This is a genomic window from Streptomyces sp. NPDC001137 (assembly GCF_040298885.1).
Taxonomy (GTDB): Bacteria; Actinomycetota; Actinomycetes; order Streptomycetales; family Streptomycetaceae; genus Streptomyces.
The window spans coordinates 72,598-95,652 of record NZ_JBEPBA010000012.1 but is presented as its reverse complement, the minus strand read 5'-3'; the positions used below and the strand labels follow the sequence as shown (position 1 = coordinate 95,652).

Sequence of the window (23,055 nt, the reverse complement as noted above, 5' to 3'; positions counted from 1 at the left end):
CAACGTTGAGCAGCGCCGCGCCCCGCACCACCGGCCGGGACCACCTCTGGTCGGTGGACGAACACCTGGAGGACATCCTCACGACCGTCCGCCCCCTGGAACCCATCGAGCTGCAAATCCTCGACGCCCAGGGCTGCGTCCTGGTCGAGGACGTCACGGTGCCCGTCTCCCTGCCGCCGTTCGACAACAGCTCCATGGACGGGTACGCGGTGCGGGTCTCGGATGTCGCGGGCGCGAGCGCGGAGTTCCCCGCCGTCCTGGCCGTCGTCGGTGACGTCGCGGCGGGCCAGGCCGACCTGCTCCATGTGGGCCCCGGCCAGGCCGCCCGCATCATGACCGGCGCTCCGCTGCCGCCCGGCGCGGAGACCGTCGTCCCCGTCGAGTGGACCGACGGCGGCCTTGGCGAGGGCCCGGCGACCGGTATGCGCGCCCGTTCCCTGGCCCCGGAGGGCGCCGAGGGACATGTGCACGTGTACCGCCCGGCCGAGGCACGCGCGCACGTTCGCGCGAAGGGCAGCGACGTGAAGTCCGGCGACCGCGCCCTCGAGGCCGGCACGGTCCTCGGGCCGCCGCAGATCGCCCTGCTCGCCGCGATCGGCCGGGGCACGGTACGCGTGCGCCCCCGCCCGCGCGTGGTCGTCATGTCCACCGGCAGCGAACTCGTCCAGCCCGACGAGAAACTGGGCAGCGGCCAGATCTACGACTCCAACAGCTTCGCCCTCACCGCCGCCGCCCGCGACGCCGGCGCCATCGCCTACCGGGTGGGCGCCGTCGCCGACGACGCGGAGACCCTCCGCTCCACCATCGAGGACCAGCTCGTCCGCGCCGACCTCCTGGTCACCACGGGGGGCGTGAGCGTCGGTGCGTACGACGTGGTCAAGGAGGCCCTGTCGTACGTCGGCGACGAGGACGAGCCGGGCAGCGGCATCGAGTTCCGCAAGCTGGCCATGCAGCCGGGCAAGCCCCAGGGCTTCGGTTCCATCGGCCCCGACCACACCCCGCTGCTGGCCCTCCCCGGCAACCCGGTGTCGTCGTACGTCTCCTTCGAGCTCTTCGTCCGCCCCGCCATCCGCACCCTCATGGGACTCGACGACGTGCACCGGCCGCGCACCCGCGCGACCCTCACCGCCGGCAAGGCGCTGACCTCGCCGAAGGGCCGCAGACAGTTCCTGCGCGGGACGTACACCGAGGGCTCGGTGACCCCGGTCGGCGGCGCCGGATCCCACCTGGTCGCGGCCCTCGCGCACGCGGACGCGCTGATCGTCGTCCCCGAGGACGTGGAGTCCGTCGAGCCCGGCTCCGAGGTCGAGGTCGTCCTGCTCGGCTGAGTGCTCCCGGCCCGCGATACCGTGTCGCGCACAACAGACCCACGCGCCGCACCGCGAGGGCCCGGACGGGAGCGCCACACAGCCAATGAGTACGGACGATCGACTGACCCACATCGACGACGCGGGCGCCGCCCGCATGGTCGACGTGTCCGGCAAGGACGTGACCGCGCGCACCGCCCGCGCCAGCGGACGCGTTCTTGTCTCGCCCCGAGTGGTCGAGCTGCTGCGCGGCGAGGGGGTCCCCAAGGGCGACGCCCTCGCCACCGCGCGCATCGCGGGCATCATGGGCGCCAAGCGCACCCCGGACCTGATCCCGCTCTGTCACCCGTTGTCGGTGTCCGGTGTGAAACTGGACCTGTCGGTCGCGGACGACGCCGTCGAGATCCTGGCCACTGTCAAGACCACGGACCGCACAGGCGTCGAGATGGAGGCCCTCACCGCCGTCTCCGTCGCCGCGCTCACCGTGATCGACATGGTCAAGGCGGTCGACAAGGGAGCGGTCATCACGGACGTTCGGGTGGAGGAGAAGACGGGCGGCAAGTCGGGCGACTGGAGCCGGACATGACGTACCGCGCTCTGGTCGTCACCGCCTCCAACAGGGCGGCCGCCGGGATCTACGAGGACAAGGGCGGCCCGCTGATCGCCCACGGCCTGAAGGGCTTCGGCTTCGCCGTCGACGGGCCGCAGGTCGTCCCCGACGGCGATCCGGTGCAGGCCGCCCTGCGCGCCGCCGTCGACGCCGGGTACGACGTGATCGTCACCACCGGCGGCACCGGCCTTTCGCCCACCGACCGCACGCCCGAGGCCACGCGCGCGGTCATCGACCACGAGGTGCCGGGCATCGCCGAGGCCATCAGGGCGTTCGGACGGGACAAGGTGCCCACCGCCGCGCTCTCCCGGGGCCTGGCCGGAGTGGCGGGAAGCACACTGATCGTCAATCTGCCGGGCTCCACCGGCGGGGTGAAGGACGGACTCGCCGTCCTGGAACCCGTCCTGGTCCACGCCGTCGACCAGATCCGCGGCGGCGACCACCCCAGACCCGGCTCCACCAGTGGGGGTGCGAGCTGAACAGCCCATCCTGGCCCGTCGTGCTGACGGACGGCGACATCGTCCTGAGGCCGATAAAGCTGCGCGACCAGCGGGCCTGGCGCGAGGTCAACCGGCGCAACCGGGACTGGCTGCGCCCCTGGGAGGCGACCATTCCGCCGCCCACTCCGAGCGGGCCGATAGCGCACCGGCCGACCTATCGCCAGATGGTCCGGCATCTGCGGTCCGAAGCGAACTCCGGCCGGATGCTGCCGTTCGTCATCGAGTACCAGGGGCGTCTGGTCGGGCAGTTGACGGTCGCCGGAATCACCTGGGGCTCCATGTGCTCGGGCCACATCGGTTACTGGGTGGACGAGTCGGTGGCCGGACGCGGAGTGATGCCGACCGCCGTGGCGCTTGTCGTGGACCACTGTTTCCGCACCGTCGGACTGCACCGCATCGAGGTCTGCATTCGCCCGGAGAACGGGCCGAGCCGCCGGGTCGTGGAGAAACTCGGATTCCGCGAGGAGGGCCTCAGGCCGCGTTATCTCCACATCGACGGAGCCTGGCGCGACCACCTCGTCTTCGCCCTCACGGCGGAAGAGGTCCCCGACGGGTTGCTACGCCGCTGGCAGCGGGCACGTACTCGGGGGAATCCCGCATAGCGCGGAAGCCCAGGAAGCCGGGAAGCCCGAAAATTGAATATGTGTTCGAAATTGATCGAGCGGTGACCGCCTCAAGGCGCTAAATTCACGCCCTCGGTGGGGTGCTGATCGCATCGGTCACAAAAAAAGTTCGAAATATCAGCCAGATCGTGCGACACACCGGCTCAATTGGCAGATGGCCTCACGCAAACCCCTCTACCGTGTGAGGCGTGAGCAGCAGCGGCCTCATCTACGCAGTCATTGTCGGGGCCTGGGCCGCCTACTTGGTGCCGATGTGGCTCCGTAGGCAGGACGAGCTGAACGAGGCCCGTCCGACGGAACGCTTCAGCACCGCCATCCGGCTGCTGTCCGGACGGGCGGGAATGGAGCGCCGGTACGCCAAGGACCTGCAGGCGCGCTCCACCGAAGAGGGGGAGTCCAGCGCCGGTCGTCCGGACGTCGTCACCGACTCGGTGGACGTCCGGGCCTTCGCCATGCCTCCGACCCGCCCCCAGGCGCGCGCGGAGGTACCGGCACAGGCACAGGCGCCCGGGCGGGCACAACCGGCGCGGGAACAGGCGGAAGCCCCGGCGCCCGCACCGGCCCCCGCCCCCGCCCCCGCGCGAAAGCGGGTGCCCGCGGCGCGGCGGTCCCCCTCGGAGGAAGCGGCCCTGGCGCGCGCCCGCCGTATGAAGGCACTCGCGCGGCGCAGGCGCACCACCGTGATGCTCTTCATCGCGTTCACGCTCGGCGCGATCGTCGCCGCGGTCGGGGGGCTCGCGTTCCTCTGGGCGCCCGGCGTGCCCGCGGTGCTGCTCAGCGCGTACATCGCGTATCTCCGCTCGCAGGAGAGACGCCGTTTCGCCTACCAGATGGACCGGCGCCGTGCCGAGGACGCCGCCGAGCGGCTCCGCGAGCGCGCCCGCCAGCCGCGCCGCCGCACGGCCGCCACCGAGGCGGACACCGACGAATCGGACGAGGGACCGGCCCAGGGCACCGACCCCGGGCTGTCCGCGCTCGCCGCCGACCGGCGCGCCCTCGTCGAGCAGACCGACCACGCCGAGTGGGTGGACCAGCAGCGCGAGCGGCAGCGGCGGCCCGGACACGGGGACAGCTGGGACCCGGTGCCGGTGCCGTTGCCGACGTATGTGACCGCGCCGGTCGCTCCGCGCGCCACCGCGGACGTCGACCTCGGGGCGCCGGACACCTGGAGCTCGGCGCGGTCGGGCTCCGTGGCCCGGGGCCAGGAGACGCCGGCCGCCGACGCAGTGGAACCGGCCACGGCCACCCCCGCGGAGGACAAGGCGGACGACGACGGGCGCAGTGACGCCCGCCGGGCGGCTTCCGCACGGCGGGCCCGGGAGCGGGGGCGCACGCCGCTGTTCGACCAGTACGAGGACGGCGAGCGGCCGCGCGCCGCCAACGAGTAGCCCCCCGACCTGTGCGGCTGCCCCCGGCGGCGGTGCGGGAACGGATTTCCAAGCACGCCGATCGGGGTGCTAGAGTTTCACTCGTTGCAAGGGCCTGTGGCGCAGTCCGGTAGCGCACCTCGTTCGCATCGAGGGGGCCAGGGGTTCAAATCCCCTCAGGTCCACCGCAACAACTGGTCAGGGAAACCTGAGGCAGTTGATGAGATCCCGTCCGATCGGAAGATCGGGCGGGATCTTTGTTGTGCCTGACGCTGTGCCTGACGTCCTGTCAGGCACGCCTGTCACAGCTCCTTCGCGAAGCACCGGCTGCTCTCGTAATGCCGGTAGTAGCCGAACTTCTCGCACGGCTCGTACCCGCTGGACGTGTACAGGGCGATGGCCTCCGGCTGCTTCGTGCCCGTCTCCAGGACCATCCGCAGCCGGCCCGCCGCGCGGGCGTCCTCCTCCAGGGCGGCCAGGACGCGCCGGGCGAGTCCGAGGCCGCGCGCCGACTCCACCACGTACATCCGCTTGACCTCGGCGTCGCCGTCGAGGTTGCCCTCGCCGTTGGTGTCCTGGGCGCGCCAGCCGCCTGTGGCCACGGGGGTGTCGTTCTCGTCGTACGCGATGAAGTACACGCCGTTCGGGGGCTCGAAGTCCGCCGGGTCCAGGGCCGTGGCGTCCCCGCCGTCGCCGTAGCGCGCGTGGTACTCCGCCTGGACCTCGTCGTTCAGCTTGACGGCGTCCGGGTGGTCGAAGGAGACGCGACGAATAATCATGTTGGGGATCGTACACCTATGCATCGAGGGGGTCCGGTCGCGATCCAGTGTGCCGGTATCGTTCCCGCGTGCTCACTGTGACCTCCGTCAACGTCAATGGACTGCGCGCCGCCGCGAAGAAGGGCTTCGTGGAGTGGCTCGCCGGCACCAGTGCCGATGTGCTCTGCCTTCAGGAGGTGCGCGCCGAGCCGCAGCAGCTGCCGGAGCATGTGCGCACACCGGACGGCTGGCATGTCGTCCATGCCCCTGCCGCCGCCAAGGGCCGCGCCGGCGTCTCCCTGTACACCCGCCGCGAGCCCGACCGTATCCAGGTCGGCTTCGGGGCGGCGGAGTTCGAGACCAGCGGCCGCTATGTCGAGGTCGACCTGCCGGGTGTCACGGTCGCCTCCCTCTACCTCCCCTCCGGCGAGGTCGGCACCGAGCGCCAGGACGAGAAGATCCGCTTCATGGGCGAGTTCCTCGCCTATCTGAAGGCCCTGCGGGAGCGCGCCGCCGCCGGCGGACGTGAAGTCGTCGTCTGCGGCGACTGGAACATCGCCCACCGGCCGGCCGACCTCAAGAACTGGCGCGGGAACCAGAAGAACTCCGGGTTCCTGCCGGAGGAGCGGGAGTGGCTCGGCCGGGTCTTCGACGCCGAGGACGGCGGTTACGTCGATGTCGTGCGCGCCCTGCATCCCGATGTGGAGGGGCCGTACACCTGGTGGTCCTACCGGGGGCGGGCCTTCGACAACGATTCGGGTTGGCGCATCGACCTCGCCGTCGCGACCCCCGGGCTGGCCGCGCGGGCCGTCAAGGCGGTCGTGGAGCGGGCGGCCACGCATGAGGAGCGGTGGTCGGACCATGCTCCCGTGACGGTGACCTTCGAGAGGTGAGGCCGCGGCGGTCTCACGCCGACAGGTGCTGCAACGGCAGTTCGACGACGGCGTAGGCGATCACCGACAGGGGCAGTGCCACGAGCAGTGCCAGTGCGCGCTCCCTGTGCCCGCGTCCCATCAGCAGCGGGGTGAGGACGAGGAGTGCCGCGCAGGCCCAGGCCTGTTCGGCGTAATGGAGCACCCGCACGTACAGGACGGCCTCCATGCCGAACACGGCCGCCAGTGAGGCCAGTCCGGCGACCCGACGAAGTGCCGTGTGCCCGCGCCGCCACCACGCCCCGGCGGCACCGAACAGCGGGCCGCTGAGGAGCGCCATCGCCAGCCACACCAGCGGCCAGAACGGACTGCCCATGCCGCCGCGGCCGAATTCGGCGTAGCCGTAGTAGCCGACGACCAGGCCGATCGTCGTGTACAGGCCGGCACCCGCCGGCTTGCGCAGCGCCGGATGTCCGCCCGCCACCAGTGCGCCGACGGCGAATGCCGGGACGCACCACACCGCGCCGGAGTTGGCGATCTGGTTCGAGGCGCCCGGCAGCACGCCCTGGGCGAGGTTGGTGAGAATGCCGAGGCCGACTCCTGCCAGTGGCGCGGATATCCACCACCGGTCCGGCCCGAGGATCGGATGGATGGCTGTGCTGAGCGTCATGGGCACGACTATACATGGCGTCTATACGCGGTGTGTATAGCTGGCGGTCGTATGCCGAGTGAGATCCCGAGGGGGCCTTATCCCCGCTTGCGCAGCCGGCGGTCGAGCGCCAGTGAAAGTTCCGCCTCCACCACGCTCCGGGCCAGGGGGCGCAGGCGTTGCAGGTCCTCCTCGCCGACGTGGCGCAGGACCAGTTCGGCGAACATCTCCGCCAGGTCGTCCACGTGTTCGCGGACCTGTTTGCCCGCCGCCAGGACCTCCGCGAGCGGGATGCCCTCGCCGACCAGGGCGGAGGAGACGTCCAGGAGGCGGCGGCTGATGTGGACGATCTCGTCACCGTCGGTGCCGAGGTAGCCGAGGTCGAGGGCGGCGGCGAGGTTCTCGGGGGTGACCTGGCCCTCGAAGCGGGCGGCGAGCTCCTCGGGGGTGAGGCGGACCGGTTCCTCCTCGGTCGGCTCGACGCCCAGGAGGTCGGCTACGTCCCGGCCGTGGTCGAGGGCCTCCGCCAGTTCCGCGATGCCGGTGAGGGTGTGGCCGCGTTCCAGCAGTGCCGCGATCGTGTGCAGCCGGGCCAGGTGGTGGTCGTCGTACCAGGCGATACGGCCTTCGCGGCGGGGTGGCGGTATCAGCTTGCGTTCTCGGTAGAAGCGCAGGGTGCGTACGGTGATGCCGGCCAGGCGGGCCAGTTCCTCCATGCGGTACTCGCGCTTCTCGGTCACGAGCGCAGCCTATGTTGTACCGCCAGTAACATTCCTGTCCTCCCACCCCTACCCATCGGTACGGAGCTGCTCTACAGTCCCATTGCGCCAGTGTTCACTGGCGGAGTCGCGTGAGGAAGGGCACGGCATGGCTGAGCGGGAGCACGTGCGGGTGGCGGTGATCGGGTCCGGGTTCGGCGGGCTCGGGGCCGCCGTGCGGCTGCGGCGCGAGGGCGTCACCGACTTCGTCGTCCTGGAACGGGCCGACAGCGTGGGCGGCACCTGGCGCGACAACAGTTACCCGGGGTGCGCCTGCGACGTGCCCTCCCACCTCTACTCCTTCTCCTTCGCGCCCAACCCCGACTGGCCGCGCACCTTCTCCGGCCAGGAGCACATCCGTGCCTACCTGGAGCACGTCACGGACGTCTTCCATCTCAGGCCCCATATCCGCTTCGACTCCGAAGTGAAAATGATGACCTGGGACGGCGAGAAGCTGCGCTGGGAGATCGAGACCACGAGCGGGTCGCTGTCCGCGGACGTGGTCGTGTCCGCGACCGGGCCGCTGTCCGACCCGAAGGTGCCCGACATCCCGGGCCTCGACTCCTTCCCCGGCAAGGTCTTCCACTCCGCCCGCTGGGACCACGACTACGACCTGCGCGGCAAGCGTGTCGCGATGGTCGGTACGGGCGCCTCCGCGATCCAGATCGTGCCCGCCATCCAGCCCGAGGTCGGCCGGCTCACCCTCTTCCAGCGCACCCCGCCCTGGGTCATGCCGCGTGTCGACCGCGCCATCAGCGGCGCCGAGCGGGCCCTGCACCGCACGCTGCCCTTCACCACGCAGGCCCGCCGCGGACTGCTGTGGGGGATCCGCGAGCTGCAGGTCCAGGCGTTCACCAAACATCCCAATGAGCTCGGGTTCGTGGAACAGTTGGCCAAGCGGAACATGATGCGGGCCATCAAGGACCCGGCCCTGCGCGCCAAGCTCACCCCCGACTACCGCATCGGCTGCAAGCGGATCCTGCTGAGCAGCACCTACTATCCGGCGCTCACCCGGCCCAATGTCGACGTCGTGGCGAGTGGGCTGAGCGAGATCCGCGGCTCCACCGTCGTCGCCGCCGACGGCAGCGAGGCCGAGGTCGACGCGATCATCTTCGGTACGGGGTTCCATGTCACCGACATGCCGATCGCCGAGCGGGTGGTCGGGGCGGAGGGCAAGACCCTCGCCGAGACCTGGAAGGGCGGGATGGAGTCACTGCGGGGCGCCTGTGCCGCCGGATTCCCCAACTGGATGACGATCATCGGGCCCAACACCGGCCTCGGGAACTCGTCGATGATCCTGATGATCGAGTCGCAGCTCAACTACATGGCCGATTTCCTGCGGCAGTTGGACGTTCTCGGCGGCCGTGCCGCCCTCGACGCCCGGCCGGGCGCCGTCGCCGCCTGGAACCGGCGCGTGCAGGAACGCATGAGGCGCACGGTGTGGAACACCGGCGGCTGCACCAGCTGGTACCTCGACCCGAGCGGCCGCAACACCACCATCTGGCCGGGGACGACGACCGAGTTCCGGCGGGCCACGCGCCAGGTGGACCTCGCCGAGTTCGAACTGCTCCGGGCTCCCGCCCGGCAGAAGACGGAGGTGGACGCGTGAGCCGGCTGATGCACGTCAAGTCGGGGCCGTACGCCCCGCCCACCCCCGTCCGCGAACTCGTCGCCGTCTCCGCCGACGGCGCCCGGCTGCACGTGGAGGTGCACGGGCCCGAGAACGCGCCCGCCGTCGTCCTCGCCCACGGCTGGACCTGCTCCACCGCCTTCTGGGCCGCGCAGATACGGGACCTCGCCGCCGACCACCGCGTCATCGCCTACGACCAGCGCGGCCACGGACGCAGTCCGGCGAGCCCGGCGTGCAGTCCGGACGCCCTCGCCGACGACCTCGAAGCCGTACTGGAGGCGACCCTCGCGCCGGGTGAGAAGGCCGTGATCGCCGGGCACTCCATGGGCGGTATGACGGTGATGGCGGCGGCCACGAGGAAGAGCTTCCGCGAGCATGCGGCGGCCGTACTGCTGTGCAGCACCGGCTCCTCGCGGCTGGTCGCCGAGTCGACCGTCGTACCCATCGGGCCCGGGCGGCTGCGGACCTGGCTCACCAGGCACATCCTCGGTGCGCGGGCACCGCTCGGACCGGTCACGCCTCTCGCGCGCCGGATCCTCAAGTACGGGACGATGGGCCCCGCTTCGGCACCGCACATGGTGGAGGCGTGCGCACGGATCGTGCACGCGTGCCCGCGCAAGGTGCGTCACGCCTGGTCGCAGGTGCTCACCCTGCTCGATCTCGACCACGGCGTACGGGAGTTGAACGTGCCGACCGCCGTCGTCGTCGGGACGGCGGACCGGCTCACCCCGCCCGTGCAGGCGCGGGCGCTGGTGGCCGCGCTGCCGAACTGCGTGGGCAGCACCGAGCTGCCGGGGCTCGGCCATATGACCCCGGTGGAGGCGCCGGAGCTGGTCAGCGGCCATATCCGGGAGCTTGTGACGACGTACGCAACGATCAAGGAGGGCGCATGAGCAAGGTCAGCCTCGAAGGACAGGTCGCCGTCGTCACGGGCGCCGCGCGCGGTGTCGGCGAGCTGCTCGCCCGGAAGTTGTCGGCCCGGGGCGCCAAGGTGGCGCTGGTCGGACTTGAGCCGGACGCCCTCAAGCAGGTCTCCGAGCGGCTGCACAGCGACAGCGACCACTGGTACGCCGATGTGACGGACCATGAGGCGATGGCGCGGGTGGCGCGGGAGGTCAAGGAGCGGTTCGGGAAGGTCGACATCGTCGTGGCGAACGCCGGTGTCGCCACCGGCGGTCCCTTCGTCGACTCCGACCCCGAGGCCTGGCGGCGGGTGATCGAGGTGAACCTCATCGGGTCCGCGGTGACTGCCCGTGCCTTCCTGCCGGTTCTGATGGAGAGCCGCGGCTATCTGCTGCAGATCGCGTCCCTCGCGGCGATCACTCCGGCGCCGATGATGACCGCGTACTGCGCCTCCAAGTCCGGTGTGGAGGCGTACGCCCACAGTCTGCGGGCCGAGGTCGGCTACAAGGGCGTCCGGGTCGGGGTCGGGTATCTGTCGTGGACCGACACCGACATGGTGCGGGGCGCCGACCAGGACGAGGTGATGCGGGAGCTGCGGCAGCGGCTGCCGTGGCCGTCCAACAAGACGTATCCGCTGGGTCCTGCCGTCGACCGGATCGTCGCCGGGATCGAGCGGCGTTCGAGCCATGTCTACGGGCAGTGGTGGCTGCGCGGGATGCAGGGCGTGCGGGGGTATCTGCCGGGCCTCATCGGGACGGTGGGGCAGCGGGAGATGCGGCGGTTCGGGTCACGGTTGGAGGGCATGCGGTCGGGGCTCGTCGGTGCAGGTGGGGCGGCCGACGAGGAAGCCCGCGCTACGCACCGTAGTTGATCGAAATGCGTTCCGTGGTGGGCCGTGTGAATCTGGTCGAGGCCCGGTCAAGGGCCTTCCCCCCACCCACTACGGGAGTGAACCCACATGGGTATGAAGGACAAGTTCCAGGACCAGTCGCAGCAGTGGCAGGAGCAGGCCAAGCAGAAGGCCCAGCAGGCCCGCGAGCACGGTCAGCAGCGCGGCCAGCAGCCGCAGCGCGGCAAGCCGGGCGAGCGCATGCGTGACGAGGAGACGGAGCGGTTGCAGCGCGAGGAGCAGGACCGCTTCGACCAGGACTACGACGTCTGACGTCGACGTCCTGCACTGAATGGAAAGGGTGCCCCTGACGAGGGGCACCCTTTCTCACTTCGTCCTGGGCGGCAGCTTCGGCCGTGAACGGTCCGGGACATTGCTGTAATCCGGCGGTGTCGCCGGAGGGTTGGATTCCAGTAGCTGCACCGCCAGTTGGACCGCGTCGTCCAGTTGGGCGTGGCGGCCCTCCGCCCAGTCCAGGGGGGTGCGGAGGATCTCCAGGTCCGGGGTGACGCCCTTGTTCTCCACACTCCAGCCGTAGGCGTCGAACCAGGCCGCGTTCATCGGGACGGTGATGATCGTGCCGTCGCCGAGGCGGTGGCGGCCGGTCATGCCGACCACTCCGCCCCAGGTGCGCTGGCCGATGACGGGGCCCAGCTCGAGGAGCTTGATGGCGGCCGTGATCATGTCGCCGTCGGAGGAGGTCGCCTCGTCGGCCAGGGCCACCACCGGGCCGCGGGGCGCGTTGGAGGCGTAGGAGACCGGCTGGGCGTCCCGGGTGAGGTCCCAGCCCAGGATCGTGCGGGACAGTTTCTCGACGACCAGTTCGCTGATGTGACCGCCCGCGTTGCCGCGCACGTCGACGATCAGGGCGGGCCGCGACACCTCCATCCGCAGGTCCCTGTTGAACTGGGCCCAGCCCGAGCCGCCCATGTCCGGGATGTGCAGATAGCCGCAGCGGCCGCCGCTCAACTCCCGTACGACGGCGCGGCGTTTGGCCACCCAGTCCTGGTAGCGCAGGGGGCGTTCGTCGATCAGGGGGACGACCGCGACCCGGCGCGAGCGGCCCGCCTGGCCCTCCGCCGCGGTAAAGGTGAGCTCGACGGTCGTGCCGCCCGCGCCCGCCAGCAGCGGGTACGGCCCGGTCAGCGGGTCCACCGGGCGGCCGTCGACATGGGTCAGTACGGCGCCCTCCCTGATGCCCGTGCCCGCCAGCGGTGAGCGGGCCTTGGAGTCGGACGACTCGCCCGGCAGGATCCGCTTGACCACCCAACCCTCCTGCCTGCGGACGAGGTTGGCGCCGAGCAGGCCCTGGAGGCGCTGGTAGTGGGGCGGGCCCTCGTTGCGGCGGGCGGCGGTGACGTAGGCGTGGGAGGTGCCCAGTTCGCCGAGCACCTCGCGCAGGAGGTCCGCGAACTCGTCGGGGGACGCGACCCGTTCGACCAGCGGACGGTACTGGTCGAGCACCGCGTCCCAGTCGATGCCGCACATCCCCGGGTCCCAGAAGTACGCGCGGATGAGACGCCCGGCCTCCTCGTACGACTGGCGCCACTCGGCGGCCGGGTCGACCTGGTGCAGGATGCGGCGCAGGTCGATCCAGACCGTCGTGTCGCCGTCGCCGGACTCGGAGGAGGGGACGGCCCGCAGGTCGCCCTCGTCGACCACGACCAGACGGGTGCCGTCGCCGCTGAGCGCGAACCAGTCCAGGTGCTCCAGGAGTTCGGACTTCTTCGCCTTGCTGATGTTGAAGTGTTCGAGGGTCGGGCGGCCGGTGGTGTCGTCCGGGTTGGCGAAGGTCTCGCCGAGCGCCCCCGAGATCGGCCAGCGCAGCCAGACCAGACCGCCGCCCGCCACGGGGTACAGCGCCGAGTACTTGGAGGCGGTGACCGGGAAGGGGGTGACCCGGTTCTCCAGTCCCTCGATCTCGACGGTGACCGCGCCGTCGCCGCCCTCCTCCTCGTCCTCCACCGGGTCCAGGCCCCCGGCGGCCGGCCGGCCCTCCGGTGTCAGGGCGAAGGGGGAGGGGGTAGCGGAGGACAGCGGGACCAGGTAGGGGCGGCAGCCGAGCGGGAAGGACAGGTCCCCGGTGTGGACGTCGTACACCGGGTCGAAGCCGCGCCAGGACAGGAAGGCGAGATAGCGGCCGTCCCTCGTGAACACCGGGTTCTCGTCCTCGAAGCGGCCGTTGGTCACGTCGACGATCAGGCGGGCCCCTTCTCCCTTCGGGGAGATTCGCGCCATCTTGATCTGCCGGAGGGACCGGCCGATCCCCGGGTGGGACCAGGTCAGCCAGGCGCCGTCCGGGGAGAAGGCGAGGTCACGCACCGGGCCGTTGACCGAGTGGATCAGCTCGGTCACCTCGCCTCCCCCGGACTCCGTCCGGGAGGTGTCCCCGGAATCCTCCGTCACATCGAGAAGCAGCAGCCGCCCGTCGTGCGAGGCGAGGGCGAGGCGCTCGCCCTGCGGGTCGGAGACGAGTTCCTGTACGCGGCCCAGTGCGCCGGAGGCCAGTCGGCGCGGCTCGCGGTCGCCGGTCGCGCGCGGCAGGTGGGCGATCTCGACCGCGTCCTCGCCCTCCGCGTCCGTCACATAGGCGACCCTGCCGGTCGAACCGAGCATCTCCGGGAGGCGGACCCGTACGCCCGGGGTGTCGGTGATCGTGCGGGCCGGGCCGTCCCGGTGGGTGAGCCAGTACAGGCTGCCGCGTACGACGACCGCGCTCGCGCGGCCCGTCTCGTCGACCGAGATGCCGTCGATGTGCTGGGCGGCCGGGACCTGGTAGGTGCGCCGGCCCGCGCGCGGACCGCTCAGCCGTACGTCCAGGCGGCGCGGCCCGGAGCCGGCGGCCAGGTCGTCGACGATCCACAGGTCGCCGGCGCACTGGTACACCACGCGGGTGCCGTCGCTCGACGCGTGCCGGGCGTAGAAGGCGTCGTGGTCGGTGTGGCGGCGCAGGTCGGAGCCGTCGTAGGCGCAGGAGTAGAGGTTGCCGATGCCTTCGTGGTCGGAGAGGAAGGCGATCCGGCCGCCGACGAACATCGGGGAGTGCAGATGCCCCTCCAGATCGGCAAGGAGGCGTTCGCCGTGCAGCCAGAGGCGGCCCATGGCGCCGCCGCGGTAGCGCTTCCAGGCGGCGGGCTCGTGGGGCGGGGTCCCGGTCAGGAGAAGGGTCTTGCGCTCCCCTTCGATGTCGGCGACCTGGATGTCGGAGACCGGGCCCCAGGGCAGCTTGCGACCGGGGTCGCCGTCGGGGGAGACCTTGTAGGCCCAGGTGAAGTACGAGAAGGGCTCACCGTGGGAGGCGACGGCGAGAATCGTGCCCCCGCTCTCCCCTTGGAAGGGTGTCCATCCGCAGACCTGGGTGTCCGCGGAGCCCCAGTAGGTGAGCTGCCGGCCCGGGCCCCCGTCCACCGGGACGGTGTGGATCTCGGGGACCAGACTGCGCCAGCTCGTGTACGCGATGGTGCTCCCGTCCGGCGAGAAGCGGGGGTGGCCCAGCTTCGTGCGGTCGACGGTGAGGCGCCAGGCGCGGCCCGGGCCGTCCAGGGGGGAGAGCCAGAGGTCGTCCTCGGCCACGAAGCACAACAGGTCACCACTGAGATGGGGCAGGCGCAGATAGCTCACCTCCCCATGCTTTTCCGCCGGATGGGCCCGGGCAACTCGTGGGAACTTACGGGTCCTTCACCTACGTGAGCCACCGCACGTACGAAACGGTTTCGTTTCGCAGGCGTTCAGGGTATCTTCGTGAACGTACGAAGCAGGCGCCGAGGTGGCGCATCCCGAGCGGGAAGGTGAGTGGCATGACTGAGGTCGCAACGGCGCGTCGCAGTCGGATCACGCCCGAGCGTGAGGCCGAGTTGTACGAGGCCGTGCTCGACCTGCTCCGGGAGGTGGGCTACGACGCGGTCACCATGGACGCCGTGGCGGCCCGCACCAAGTCCAGCAAGGCGACGCTCTACCGCCAGTGGGGCGGCAAGGCCGAGCTGGTCGCGAAGGCGGTGCGGCACACCAAGCCGGGCGCTCTGGCCCTCGGCGAGATCGACACCGGGTCCCTCCGGGGCGATCTGCATGCCCTCACGATGCGGTCGGACGACTGCGAGATGGAGCAGAACTCCGCGTTGATGCGGGGTCTGGCCATGGCGATCCACAGCAATCCGGATCTCCTGAAGGCGTTCAAGGAACATCTGATCGAGCCGGAGATGGCGGAGTTCCGCCGTGTCGTGCAGCGGGCGATCGACCGGGGCGAGGTCCGCGCGGACAACCCTGCGGTCGACTACATGATCCACATGATGATCGGCGGGTTCACCGCCCGAACGCTGATCGACGAGCGGCCGCCGAACCAGGCCTTCCTCCTCTCGTACATCGACGCGGTGGTCCTCCCCGCCCTCCGCGCCTGACACCTCCCCACCCCCTCCCCACTGCCTGACGTCACCGCTCAAGTCGTCGGGACGATCACCCCTGCCTCCGCGCCGGGCGATCACCCCTGCCCTGATTGACCCCACGACCTGACCGGGAGTACGCCTCCGTGGCCACGTTCCTCTACAAACTCGGCCGGTTCGCCTTCAGGCGACGGCACTTCGTCGCCCTGTTCTGGGTGGCGCTGCTGACCCTCGCGGGAGTCGGCGCCGCCAACGCCCCCGCCGCGGGCTCCACCTCCTTCTCGATACCCGGCACCGAGGCGCAGAAGGCCTTCGACCTGCTGGAACAGCGCTTCCCCGGCATGAGTGCCGACGGCGCGACCGGACGCGTCGTCTTCAAGGCGCCCGCGGGCGAGAAGATGACCGACCCCGCCAACAAGGCGACCGTCGAGAAGACGGTGAAGGAGCTGGCCGACGGCTCCGAGGTGGTCTCCGTCGCCGACCCCTACCAGGCGCACGCCGTCAGCAAGAACGGCACGGTCGCCTACGCGTCCGTGAAGTACAAGGTCTCCGGCATGGAGCTCAAGGACGCCTCCCGGGACGCCCTGAAGGAGGCCGCGCAGGACGCGCGCCACGCCGGGCTGACCGTCGAGATCGGCGGTGACGCCCTGCAGGCCGGGGCCGAGCCGGGAGCAGCCGGTGAGGTCGTGGGCCTCGCCATCGCCGCGGTCGTCCTCGTCATCACCCTGGGCTCACTGGTGGCGGCCGGACTGCCACTCCTGACGGCGATCATCGGCGTCGGGATCGGCGTCTCCACCATCACCGTCCTGGCCAAGACGCTCGACCTGGGCGACACCACCTCCACCCTCGCCCTGATGATCGGTCTCGCGGTCGGCATCGACTACGCGCTGTTCATCGTCTCCCGCTACCGCGGCGAACTGGCCGAGGGCCGCGAGCGCGAGGAGGCCGTCGGACGGGCCGCCGGGACCGCGGGCTCGGCGGTGGTCTTCGCGGGCCTCACGGTCGTGATCGCACTGGCGGGTCTCTCGGTCGTCAACGTCCCGATGCTGACCAAGATGGGCCTCGCGGCGGCGGGCACGGTCGTCGTGGCCGTCCTGATCGCGCTGACCATGGTCCCGGCCCTGCTCGGATATGCGGGCGGGAAGGTCAGGGCGGCGGGCGAGAAGCGGCGGGGGAGCGCGGCCCGCACCCCCGACAAGCCCGGTCTGGGCGCCCGCTGGGCCAGCTTCGTCATCCGCCGCCCGGCCGCCGTGCTGCTGCTCGGCGTGGTCGGCCTCGGCACGATCGCCGTCCCGGCCACGCAGCTGGAGCTGGGCCTGCCCGACGACGGTTCACAGCCGACCTCCACGACGCAGCGGCGCGCCTACGACCTCCTCTCGGAGGGCTTCGGCCCCGGCTTCAACGGCCCGTTGATGATCGTGGTCGATGCCAAGGACAGCGACGCCCCGAAGGCGGCTGCCGACAGAGTGACCGACGGGATCAAGGGCCTGGGGGATGTCGCCACGGTGACCCCGGCGGTGTTCAACAAGGCCGGCGACACCGCCACGATCACCGTCATCCCCGGCTCCAAGCCCTCCTCGGTGCAGACCGAGGACCTGGTGCACGCCATCCGTGACCAGGGCGGCGAGATCAAGGCCGACACAGGCGCGAAGGTGCTGGTCACCGGCACCACCGCGATGAACATCGACTTCTCGCAGAAGCTCAATGACGCCCTGATCCCGTACCTGGCCCTGGTGGTCGGCCTCGCGTTCCTGCTCCTGATCGCGGTCTTCCGCTCCATCCTGGTCCCGCTGAAGGCGGCACTCGGCTTCCTGCTGAGCGTGCTCGCCGCGCTCGGTGCCGTGGTCGCGGTCTTCCAGTGGGGCTGGCTCGGCGGCCTGCTGGGCGTCGAGCAGACCGGCCCGATCATGTCGATGATGCCGATCTTCATGGTGGGCGTGGTCTTCGGTCTCGCCATGGACTACGAGGTGTTCCTCGTGACCCGCATGCGCGAGGCGTACGTCCACGGCGAGACGCCGGGCCAGGCCGTGGTGACCGGCTTCCGGCACAGCGCGCGGGTCGTGGCGGCCGCAGCGGCCATCATGATCGCGGTCTTCGGAGGCTTCATCACCTCCAGCGAGTCCATGATCAAGATGATCGGTTTCGGCCTCGCGATCGCCGTCTTCTTCGACGCGTTCGTGGTGCGGATGGCGATCGTCCCGGCGGTCCTCGGCCTCCTCGGCAAGAAGGCCTGGTGGCTGCCGAAGTGGCTGGACCGCGCGGTGCCGAACGTGGACGTCGAGGGCGAGGGCCTGAAGACCCTCGGCGACGGCGACGCGAAGGACAGCGACCCGGACGAGGACCGGGAGCTGGTACGGACCTGAGCCTCCGGCCGGCGGCGTGCGGCCTGGTCCGCCTGCGTGCGGCGGGCGGTCCGGTCGCCGGGCGCCGCAGGCGCCGGGCGATTGTCAGTGGCGCCGTCTAACGTGGCCGGCATGACCACTCTTCAGGAACGCCCCCACACCGCCCTGCTGGTGATCGACGTCCAGCGGGACGTCGTGGCGTCCGCGCACGAGCGGGACGCCGTCGTCGCCAACATCGCCGCCCTCGTCGACAAGGCTCGCGCCGCGGACGTGCCGGTCGTCTGGGTGCAGCACTCCGACCCTCATCTGGAGAAGGGCAGCGAGGGGTGGGAGTACGTCCCCGAGCTGGCGCGCCAAGGCGCCGAAGCCCTGGTGCACAAGAACTACGGCGACTCCTTCGAGGGCACGGACCTGGAGCAGGTCCTCGCCGCGGCCGGCGTCGGCCACCTCGTCGTGGCGGGTGCGGAGACGGACGCCTGCATACGCTCCACGATCCACGGCGCGTTCGTACGGGGCTACGACGTGACGCTGGTCGCCGACGCGCACACCACGAACGACAACAGCAAGTGGGGCGCCCCGCCGCCGGACCAGGTCATCGCCCACACGAACCTGTACTGGCAGTACCACTCGGCACCGGGGCGGACGGCGGCGGTGAAGGAGGCGAAGCAGGTGGAGTTCGGGAGCTGACGACCGCTGGGGAAAGGGCGGGGCCCGAGAAGGCGACGTTACTCTGTGGGGCGTGAACCCGTCTCAGTTGCTGATCAGCCTTGTTCTCCCGGTGTACGCGGTGGAGGACTATCTGCGTCCTTGTCTGGATTCGATGCTCGGCCAGTCGTTCACCTCCTTCGAGGTGATCGCCGTGGACGATGCCTCGCCCGACGGGTGCGGGGCCATCCTCGACGAGTACGCGAGCAGGGATCCGCGGATCCGGGTCGTGCATCTGGAACGCAACGGCGGGCTCGGCGAGGCCCGTAACGCCGGGCTGGAACATGCCCGCGGGGAGTATGTCTGGTTCGTCGACAGCGACGACCTCATAGCCGAGGAATCGCTGGCCGCGATAGCCGACAGACTGACCGCGACCCGACCTGACGTGCTCTTCTTCGACTACGCCCGACTGCTCCCCGAGGGCGGGGTCGAGCCCGCTCCCCGCTCTCACCTGCTGCGTGAGCCGCTGCCGTCCGAGGCGTTCGACCTGCGGAGCCGGCCCAGTGTGCTCGAGCTGATGATGACCGCGTGGAACAAGGCGATCCGCCGTGACTTCTTGACCGGTCTGGGTGTGCGCTTCGGGCAGGGGCTGTACGAGGACCTGCCGGTCACCTACCCGATCCTGGTGGCCGCCGAGCGAATATCGCTCCTCGACCGGGTCTGCTACCAGTACCGCGAGCGGCGTACCGGCGCGATCACCACCACCGTCAGCGACCGCCACTTCGATGTGTTCGGCCAGTACGAGAAGGTCTTCGCCTTCCTGGACGAGCGGGGCGCGGCGGCCGAGGAGTTCCGGGCCCAGCTGTTCGACCGGGCGATCTGGCACTACACGACCATCATCGACGAACCCGGCCGGGTCCCGGCGGCCCGGCAGCGGGAGTTCTTCCGCCGGATGGCCGAGCACTTCGCCCGCTTCCGGCCCGCGGACCACACCTACCCGCCCGGCGCGCGAGGCGTGAAGTTCCGCCTGGTCGAGCGGGGCGACTACCGGCTGTTCGCCGCGATGCGCCCGGTCAACCGGCTGCGCCTGAACGCCCGTCGGGGCGTGCGCGGAGCGGTCGGCGCGGCACGGACGGCGACGCGGCGGGCCCGCGCCCTGCCCGCCGTCCTCTACTACGAGGCGTACAAGCGCCTCCCCGTCGACGACAGGCTCGCCGTCTACGCGGCGTACTGGTACCGCAGCTACTCGTGCAACCCCCGCGCCGTCTACGAGGCGGCCCGCGAACTCGCCCCGGACATCCACGGGGTGTGGATCGTACGCAAGGACGCGGTCGCCTCGCTGCCCCCCGGAGTGGACCATGCCGTGGAGGGCTCGCTGCGCTCCCTGCGCGTACTGGCGCGGGCGAAATACCTGGTCAACAACGTCAACTTCCCGCACACGGTGTCCAAGCGGCGCGGCTCGGTGCATGTCCAGACACTGCACGGGACCCCGCTGAAGGCCATGGGCCTGGACCAGCAGCGCTATCCGGTCGGTGCGCAGGGGATGAACTTCGCGCGGCTGCGCGAGCACTCCGCCCGCTGGGACTTCCTGCTGTCGGCCAACCCGCACTCCTCCGAGGTGTGGCCGCGCGTCTACCCCGGCAGCTACGAGCTGCTGGAGACCGGCTACCCGCGCAACGACCGCTACTTCCGCACCGGCCCGGAGGAGATCGCCGCCATCCGGGCCCGCCTGGGCATCGAGCCCGGCCAGAGGGCCGTGCTGTACGCCCCGACGTTCCGGGAGTACGGGGGCGACGGTCCGCTGCCGGATCCGTCCCGCCTGGCGGCCGCCCTCGGACCGGATCATGTGCTGATGCTGCGCTCCCACTACTACGACGCCGAAGGCGCGCAGACGGAGGCCGAGCGGCGGGCCGAGGGCGCCGCGCGGGTCGTCGACGTCTCGTCGTACCCGGTCGTCGAGGACCTGTGCCTGGCGGCCGATGTGCTGGTGACCGACTACTCGTCGATCATGTTCGACTACGCCTGCCTCGACCGTCCGATCGTCATCTACGCCCCGGACTGGGAGACGTACCGGGCCGCCCGGGGCGTGACGTTCGACCTGCTGGCCGAGCCGCCGGGCGCTGTCGCGGAGAGCGAGGAGGAGCTGATCGAGGTGTTCCGCTCCGGTGCGGTCGCCTCCGGCGCGGCGGACGAGGCTCGGGCCGCGTTTCGGCGGCGGTTCTGCGCGTTTGATGACGGGCGGGCGGCTGAGCGGGTGGTTCGGCGGGTGTTTCTCGGCGAGAAGCCCTGATCTTTCGTCTACAGGGCGCGTTTGGCTCGGGCCAAGAGATCGTCCAGGGCCCGTTCGAAGGGGGCCAGGGGGTCGGGTGTGACCGGGCCCAGCAGGTGGGTGCGCAGGCGTTTCCGCTCGTCAGCCAGGGGGTCGGTGCCAGCGAGGAGGGCGGTGAGGCCGGTCAGGTCCGGGGGGATGAGGTGGGCGGCTCGGGCGGCCGGGTAGCGGGTGCGGAAGGTGTCGGGGGCGAGGTCTGCGGGGTTGGTGACGGCGTACGGCTTGTCGCTGGCCAGGTAGTCGGTGACGACGCCGGACACGTCGGCGATGAGCAGGTCGGCGTGGTCGAAGCAGTCGTACAGGCCCGGTCGCGAGCCGCCCGTGACGCGGTGGCGCCACCAGCCCTCGGCCGCCCAGTACGCCTCGTTCCACTCCGCCAGTGCCGCCTCCCAGGCGGCCGACGGCGGCTCTTCGGACACCCCGGCGTCCCGCGCGGCCTGCGCCTCGTCCCCGCGTGCGGGCCGGCGCAGCTCGTCGAGGCGGTGGGCGAGCTCCGGGAGCCTGGCCGCCTGCGCGGCCTGTTCCCGTGTGTCCTGCCGCCGGAACTCCTCGCGGGCGTCCCGGGCGGTGTTCGCCTCGTCGATCAGCGCCAGGATCTCGGCGTGCGCCGCGCGCGCCCGGGGGTCCAGGGTGCCGGTCAGCGGGTGCGGACGGTACAGCAGGCGGACCGGCGGCTCGTGCTCCAGCAGGGTCTTCACGAGCCGCGGTCCCATACCGGTCAGTGACGTCGCCGCACCCGGGTCGCCGTGGAAGCCCTCCCAGGTGGGCGCGTAGAGCACGGTCGGCATCGGCGAGGAGGAGGGGCTGCCGGTGGCGTTCAGCCGCCCCAGCGACGGGCGGCCGACCTCGACGACGTCCGCGTCGGCCACGCCGGACCCCGAGCGCGCGTAACGCTCGCGTCCGGCGGGCCCCGCCACCCACACCTCGTCGTACACCTTGGTGAACGGATTGGAGCTGGTGGGCTTGTCGCTGTCGCCGTGACCGAGGTAGACGCTGCGGAACTGCGGCAGCCGCAGCAGGTGGGTGTTGTTGGCGGCGTTGGCCACGAACAGCGCCACGTGCGCCTCGGGCAGCCGGAAAGCGGTCAGGTCCTTGCCGAGCGGCAGGCACACCACGGGCCGGGACGTCGGATCGAGCCGGGTGAGTATCTCGCGCTCGCGCAGCACGACGACCACCCGCCGGCGCAGCCGGTCGAGGACCGGCAGCCAGCCGTTGAGCTGGTATGCCGATTCCAGGGCGCCGGAGAAGTACACGACGACCTCGGGACGGTACGCCTCCACCTGCTCGTTCACCGCCTGAAGCACCTTGCCCTTCGCGGCCAGGTGCCGGCCCCGCCAGGCGTGCAGGGCCAGCCACCCGGCCGCGACCAGGGCGGCGAGCACCGCGACCCCGGCGCCGATCGCCGCCCACTTCGCCCCGGCCTCCGCAGCGACGGCCACACCGACGACCAGCGGAAGGTCCACCAGCGCGAGCGGCCCCCGATGGAGGTCCATCAGCAGCCGCGGCGGCGCGTCGGGGATCCGCAGCGCGGACAGATCCACGTTCCGGGTCACCACCGGCAGCCGCCGGCACCACCAGGCGAACAGCAGCAGTCCCGCACAACCGCCGCGCAGCGCATGCAGCGCCAGGAAGCCGAGGGCGGTCAGGACGAAGGCGCCCGACTCGGCGTCCCCCAGCCGTGCCAGCAGCACGAGCGCCGCCGCGCCCCGCAGCAGCGACCCCGCCGTGAGGCTCAGGCACACCTGACCGAGCGGCTGCATGGAGCCCGCGATCCGGCGCAGTGCCTTGGGCTCGGCGAGGTAGTCCGCGGCCGCGAACACGGCGAACGCCCAGCCGCTGGGCACCACCGCGGCCAAGAACAGCCCGAGCAGCGCGGCCGGGAACCCCGCGATCCTCGCAACGGCCGTCACCGGCATCCTGCCCAGCAGTTTTCTCGGGTTTATCGTGCTCACCGCCATCCGACACTTTTATCAGAGCGGCACGCGCAGCTCCGCCCAGACTGTTTTGCGTGGATATGGCCCCGGAGCGACGCCCCACCGGTCCGCAAGCGCGTCCACCAGGAGCAGGCCGCGGCCCGACTCGGACGCGGGGTCCGCCGGTGCGGGGCGGGGGAGCCGGTCGGGACGGGTGTCCGCCGCCTCGATACGGAGGGTCTTCCCCGACGACGTAGAGGGTCAGGCGGAAGTCCCTCCCCGGTACGCGGCCGTGTGTCGCGGCGTTGGCCGCCAGCTCGGCGACGATGTGCGTCGCGCTCTCGAACGGGAGGCCCCAGGTGCGTAGTTGCTCCTCCGCGAGGAGGCGGGCGAGGCGGGCGCCGAGGGGTGGGGGGGGCAGGCGGACGCTGAAGTTGCGGACGGGGTTGTCGAGGTGGGGGCGGAGCTCGGCGGCTTCTTGACTCATGTCACTCAGCGTGGCCGGTTCTGCTTCCCTGAGTGAGTGATGTGGCCTGTGCGTAGCGTGACAGCCTCGGCTTTGTCTCGTGCTGTCTTGGCTGTCT

The 23,055-nt window shown here is 71.1% G+C and carries 19 protein-coding genes, 1 tRNA gene and 1 pseudogene; 15 read left to right on the top strand and 6 right to left on the bottom strand.

Going from position 1 to position 23,055, the window contains the following annotated elements; translation table 11 throughout:
- The first annotated feature begins 5 nt into the window (after positions 1–5).
- The 6 genes from glp to ABT254_RS24395 all read left to right on the top strand — a co-directional run bounded on the left by glp (position 6) and on the right by ABT254_RS24395 (position 4,592).
- Complete coding sequence (gene glp / locus ABT254_RS24420; RefSeq protein ID WP_351473794.1) at positions 6–1,328, top strand: molybdotransferase-like divisome protein Glp; 1,323 nt, start codon at positions 6–8, stop codon at positions 1,326–1,328.
- A gap of 85 nt (positions 1,329–1,413) precedes the next feature.
- Positions 1,414–1,893, top strand: coding sequence for a cyclic pyranopterin monophosphate synthase MoaC (gene moaC / locus ABT254_RS24415; RefSeq protein WP_030941990.1), 480 nt, complete (start codon positions 1,414–1,416; stop codon positions 1,891–1,893).
- Positions 1,890–2,396, top strand: a complete 507-nt coding sequence (locus tag ABT254_RS24410; protein WP_351473790.1) for a MogA/MoaB family molybdenum cofactor biosynthesis protein — start codon at positions 1,890–1,892, stop codon at positions 2,394–2,396. Before moaC ends, ABT254_RS24410 begins: the two co-directional genes overlap by 4 nt.
- 20 nt (positions 2,397–2,416) lie before the next feature.
- Positions 2,417–3,019, top strand: coding sequence for a GNAT family N-acetyltransferase (locus ABT254_RS24405; protein ID WP_351473787.1), 603 nt, complete (start codon positions 2,417–2,419; stop codon positions 3,017–3,019).
- A gap of 209 nt (positions 3,020–3,228) precedes the next feature.
- Complete coding sequence (gene sepX, locus ABT254_RS24400) at positions 3,229–4,428, top strand: divisome protein SepX/GlpR (protein WP_351473784.1); 1,200 nt, start codon at positions 3,229–3,231, stop codon at positions 4,426–4,428.
- Positions 4,429–4,518: 90 nt separating this feature from the next.
- Positions 4,519–4,592 (top strand) — tRNA-Ala (locus tag ABT254_RS24395).
- Between the two features lie 117 nt (positions 4,593–4,709).
- Here the strand turns inward: ABT254_RS24395 and ABT254_RS24390 are convergent.
- On the bottom strand, positions 4,710–5,186 hold the full coding sequence (locus ABT254_RS24390) for a GNAT family N-acetyltransferase (RefSeq protein ID WP_351473781.1): 477 nt from the start codon (positions 5,184–5,186) through the stop codon (positions 4,710–4,712).
- A gap of 47 nt (positions 5,187–5,233) precedes the next feature.
- Here ABT254_RS24390 and ABT254_RS24385 point away from each other — a divergent pair, with 47 nt between their 5' ends.
- Positions 5,234–6,058, top strand: coding sequence for an exodeoxyribonuclease III (locus ABT254_RS24385; protein ID WP_351473778.1), 825 nt, complete (start codon positions 5,234–5,236; stop codon positions 6,056–6,058).
- Between the two features lie 13 nt (positions 6,059–6,071).
- Here ABT254_RS24385 and ABT254_RS24380 read toward each other — a convergent pair whose 3' ends face one another.
- Together ABT254_RS24380 and ABT254_RS24375 are read right to left on the bottom strand one after the other, a co-directional pair.
- Positions 6,072–6,707, bottom strand: coding sequence for a DUF6518 family protein (locus ABT254_RS24380; RefSeq protein WP_351473774.1), 636 nt, complete (start codon positions 6,705–6,707; stop codon positions 6,072–6,074).
- A gap of 77 nt (positions 6,708–6,784) precedes the next feature.
- Complete coding sequence (locus ABT254_RS24375) at positions 6,785–7,426, bottom strand: MerR family transcriptional regulator (RefSeq protein ID WP_351473771.1); 642 nt, start codon at positions 7,424–7,426, stop codon at positions 6,785–6,787.
- Between the two features lie 127 nt (positions 7,427–7,553).
- On the opposite strand from ABT254_RS24375, the gene ABT254_RS24370 reads away from it, so the two are divergent.
- The 4 genes from ABT254_RS24370 to ABT254_RS24355 all read left to right on the top strand — a co-directional run bounded on the left by ABT254_RS24370 (position 7,554) and on the right by ABT254_RS24355 (position 11,139).
- On the top strand, positions 7,554–9,053 hold the full coding sequence (locus ABT254_RS24370; protein ID WP_351473769.1) for a flavin-containing monooxygenase: 1,500 nt from the start codon (positions 7,554–7,556) through the stop codon (positions 9,051–9,053).
- Positions 9,050–9,967 carry an alpha/beta fold hydrolase gene (locus ABT254_RS24365; protein ID WP_351473766.1) on the top strand — a complete coding sequence of 306 codons (918 nt, stop codon included), beginning with the start codon at positions 9,050–9,052 and terminating at the stop codon, positions 9,965–9,967. Before ABT254_RS24370 ends, ABT254_RS24365 begins: the two co-directional genes overlap by 4 nt.
- Positions 9,964–10,848 carry an SDR family oxidoreductase gene (locus tag ABT254_RS24360; protein ID WP_351473763.1) on the top strand — a complete coding sequence of 295 codons (885 nt, stop codon included), beginning with the start codon at positions 9,964–9,966 and terminating at the stop codon, positions 10,846–10,848. Before ABT254_RS24365 ends, ABT254_RS24360 begins: the two co-directional genes overlap by 4 nt.
- 87 nt (positions 10,849–10,935) lie before the next feature.
- The gene (locus tag ABT254_RS24355; protein ID WP_099929434.1) at positions 10,936–11,139 is read left to right on the top strand and encodes a hypothetical protein; all 204 of its coding nucleotides are present in this window, start codon (positions 10,936–10,938) and stop codon (positions 11,137–11,139) included.
- Positions 11,140–11,193: 54 nt separating this feature from the next.
- Here ABT254_RS24355 and ABT254_RS24350 read toward each other — a convergent pair whose 3' ends face one another.
- The gene (locus ABT254_RS24350) at positions 11,194–14,487 is read right to left on the bottom strand and encodes a S41 family peptidase (RefSeq protein ID WP_351473760.1); all 3,294 of its coding nucleotides are present in this window, start codon (positions 14,485–14,487) and stop codon (positions 11,194–11,196) included.
- Positions 14,488–14,663: 176 nt separating this feature from the next.
- Here ABT254_RS24350 and ABT254_RS24345 point away from each other — a divergent pair, with 176 nt between their 5' ends.
- The 4 genes from ABT254_RS24345 to ABT254_RS24330 all read left to right on the top strand — a co-directional run bounded on the left by ABT254_RS24345 (position 14,664) and on the right by ABT254_RS24330 (position 20,519).
- Positions 14,664–15,260 (top strand): TetR/AcrR family transcriptional regulator, encoded by a 597-nt coding sequence (locus ABT254_RS24345; RefSeq protein WP_351473757.1) that lies wholly within the window; start codon positions 14,664–14,666, stop codon positions 15,258–15,260.
- Positions 15,261–15,388: 128 nt separating this feature from the next.
- Positions 15,389–17,605: an MMPL family transporter gene (locus ABT254_RS24340; protein WP_351473754.1), complete on the top strand. Its 2,217-nt coding sequence runs from the start codon at positions 15,389–15,391 to the stop codon at positions 17,603–17,605.
- 111 nt (positions 17,606–17,716) lie between these two features.
- Positions 17,717–18,271 (top strand): cysteine hydrolase family protein, encoded by a 555-nt coding sequence (locus tag ABT254_RS24335; protein ID WP_351473751.1) that lies wholly within the window; start codon positions 17,717–17,719, stop codon positions 18,269–18,271.
- Between the two features lie 52 nt (positions 18,272–18,323).
- Positions 18,324–20,519 (top strand): bifunctional glycosyltransferase/CDP-glycerol:glycerophosphate glycerophosphotransferase, encoded by a 2,196-nt coding sequence (locus ABT254_RS24330; protein ID WP_351473749.1) that lies wholly within the window; start codon positions 18,324–18,326, stop codon positions 20,517–20,519.
- Between the two features lie 8 nt (positions 20,520–20,527).
- Here the strand turns inward: ABT254_RS24330 and ABT254_RS24325 are convergent, their stop codons facing one another.
- Positions 20,528–22,510 carry a hypothetical protein gene (locus ABT254_RS24325; RefSeq protein ID WP_351473747.1) on the bottom strand — a complete coding sequence of 661 codons (1,983 nt, stop codon included), beginning with the start codon at positions 22,508–22,510 and terminating at the stop codon, positions 20,528–20,530.
- Between the two features lie 18 nt (positions 22,511–22,528).
- A pseudogene (locus ABT254_RS24320) lies at positions 22,529–22,958 on the bottom strand (ATP-binding protein).
- Positions 22,959–23,055 lie beyond the last annotated feature (97 nt).

Excerpts from the sequence above, each read along its gene's own strand:
- moaC (WP_030941990.1), top strand. The coding sequence starts at position 1,414 with ATGAGTACGGACGATCGACTGACCCACATCGACGACGCGGGCGCCGCC.
- ABT254_RS24410 (WP_351473790.1), top strand. The coding sequence starts at position 1,890 with ATGACGTACCGCGCTCTGGTCGTCACCGCCTCCAACAGGGCGGCCGCC.
- ABT254_RS24390 (WP_351473781.1), bottom strand. The coding sequence starts at position 5,186 with ATGATTATTCGTCGCGTCTCCTTCGACCACCCGGACGCCGTCAAGCTG.
- ABT254_RS24380 (WP_351473774.1), bottom strand. The coding sequence starts at position 6,707 with ATGACGCTCAGCACAGCCATCCATCCGATCCTCGGGCCGGACCGGTGG.
- ABT254_RS24370 (WP_351473769.1), top strand. The coding sequence starts at position 7,554 with ATGGCTGAGCGGGAGCACGTGCGGGTGGCGGTGATCGGGTCCGGGTTC.
- ABT254_RS24360 (WP_351473763.1), top strand. The coding sequence starts at position 9,964 with ATGAGCAAGGTCAGCCTCGAAGGACAGGTCGCCGTCGTCACGGGCGCC.
- ABT254_RS24355 (WP_099929434.1), top strand. The coding sequence starts at position 10,936 with ATGGGTATGAAGGACAAGTTCCAGGACCAGTCGCAGCAGTGGCAGGAG.
- ABT254_RS24345 (WP_351473757.1), top strand. The coding sequence starts at position 14,664 with ATGACTGAGGTCGCAACGGCGCGTCGCAGTCGGATCACGCCCGAGCGT.
- ABT254_RS24335 (WP_351473751.1), top strand. The coding sequence starts at position 17,717 with ATGACCACTCTTCAGGAACGCCCCCACACCGCCCTGCTGGTGATCGAC.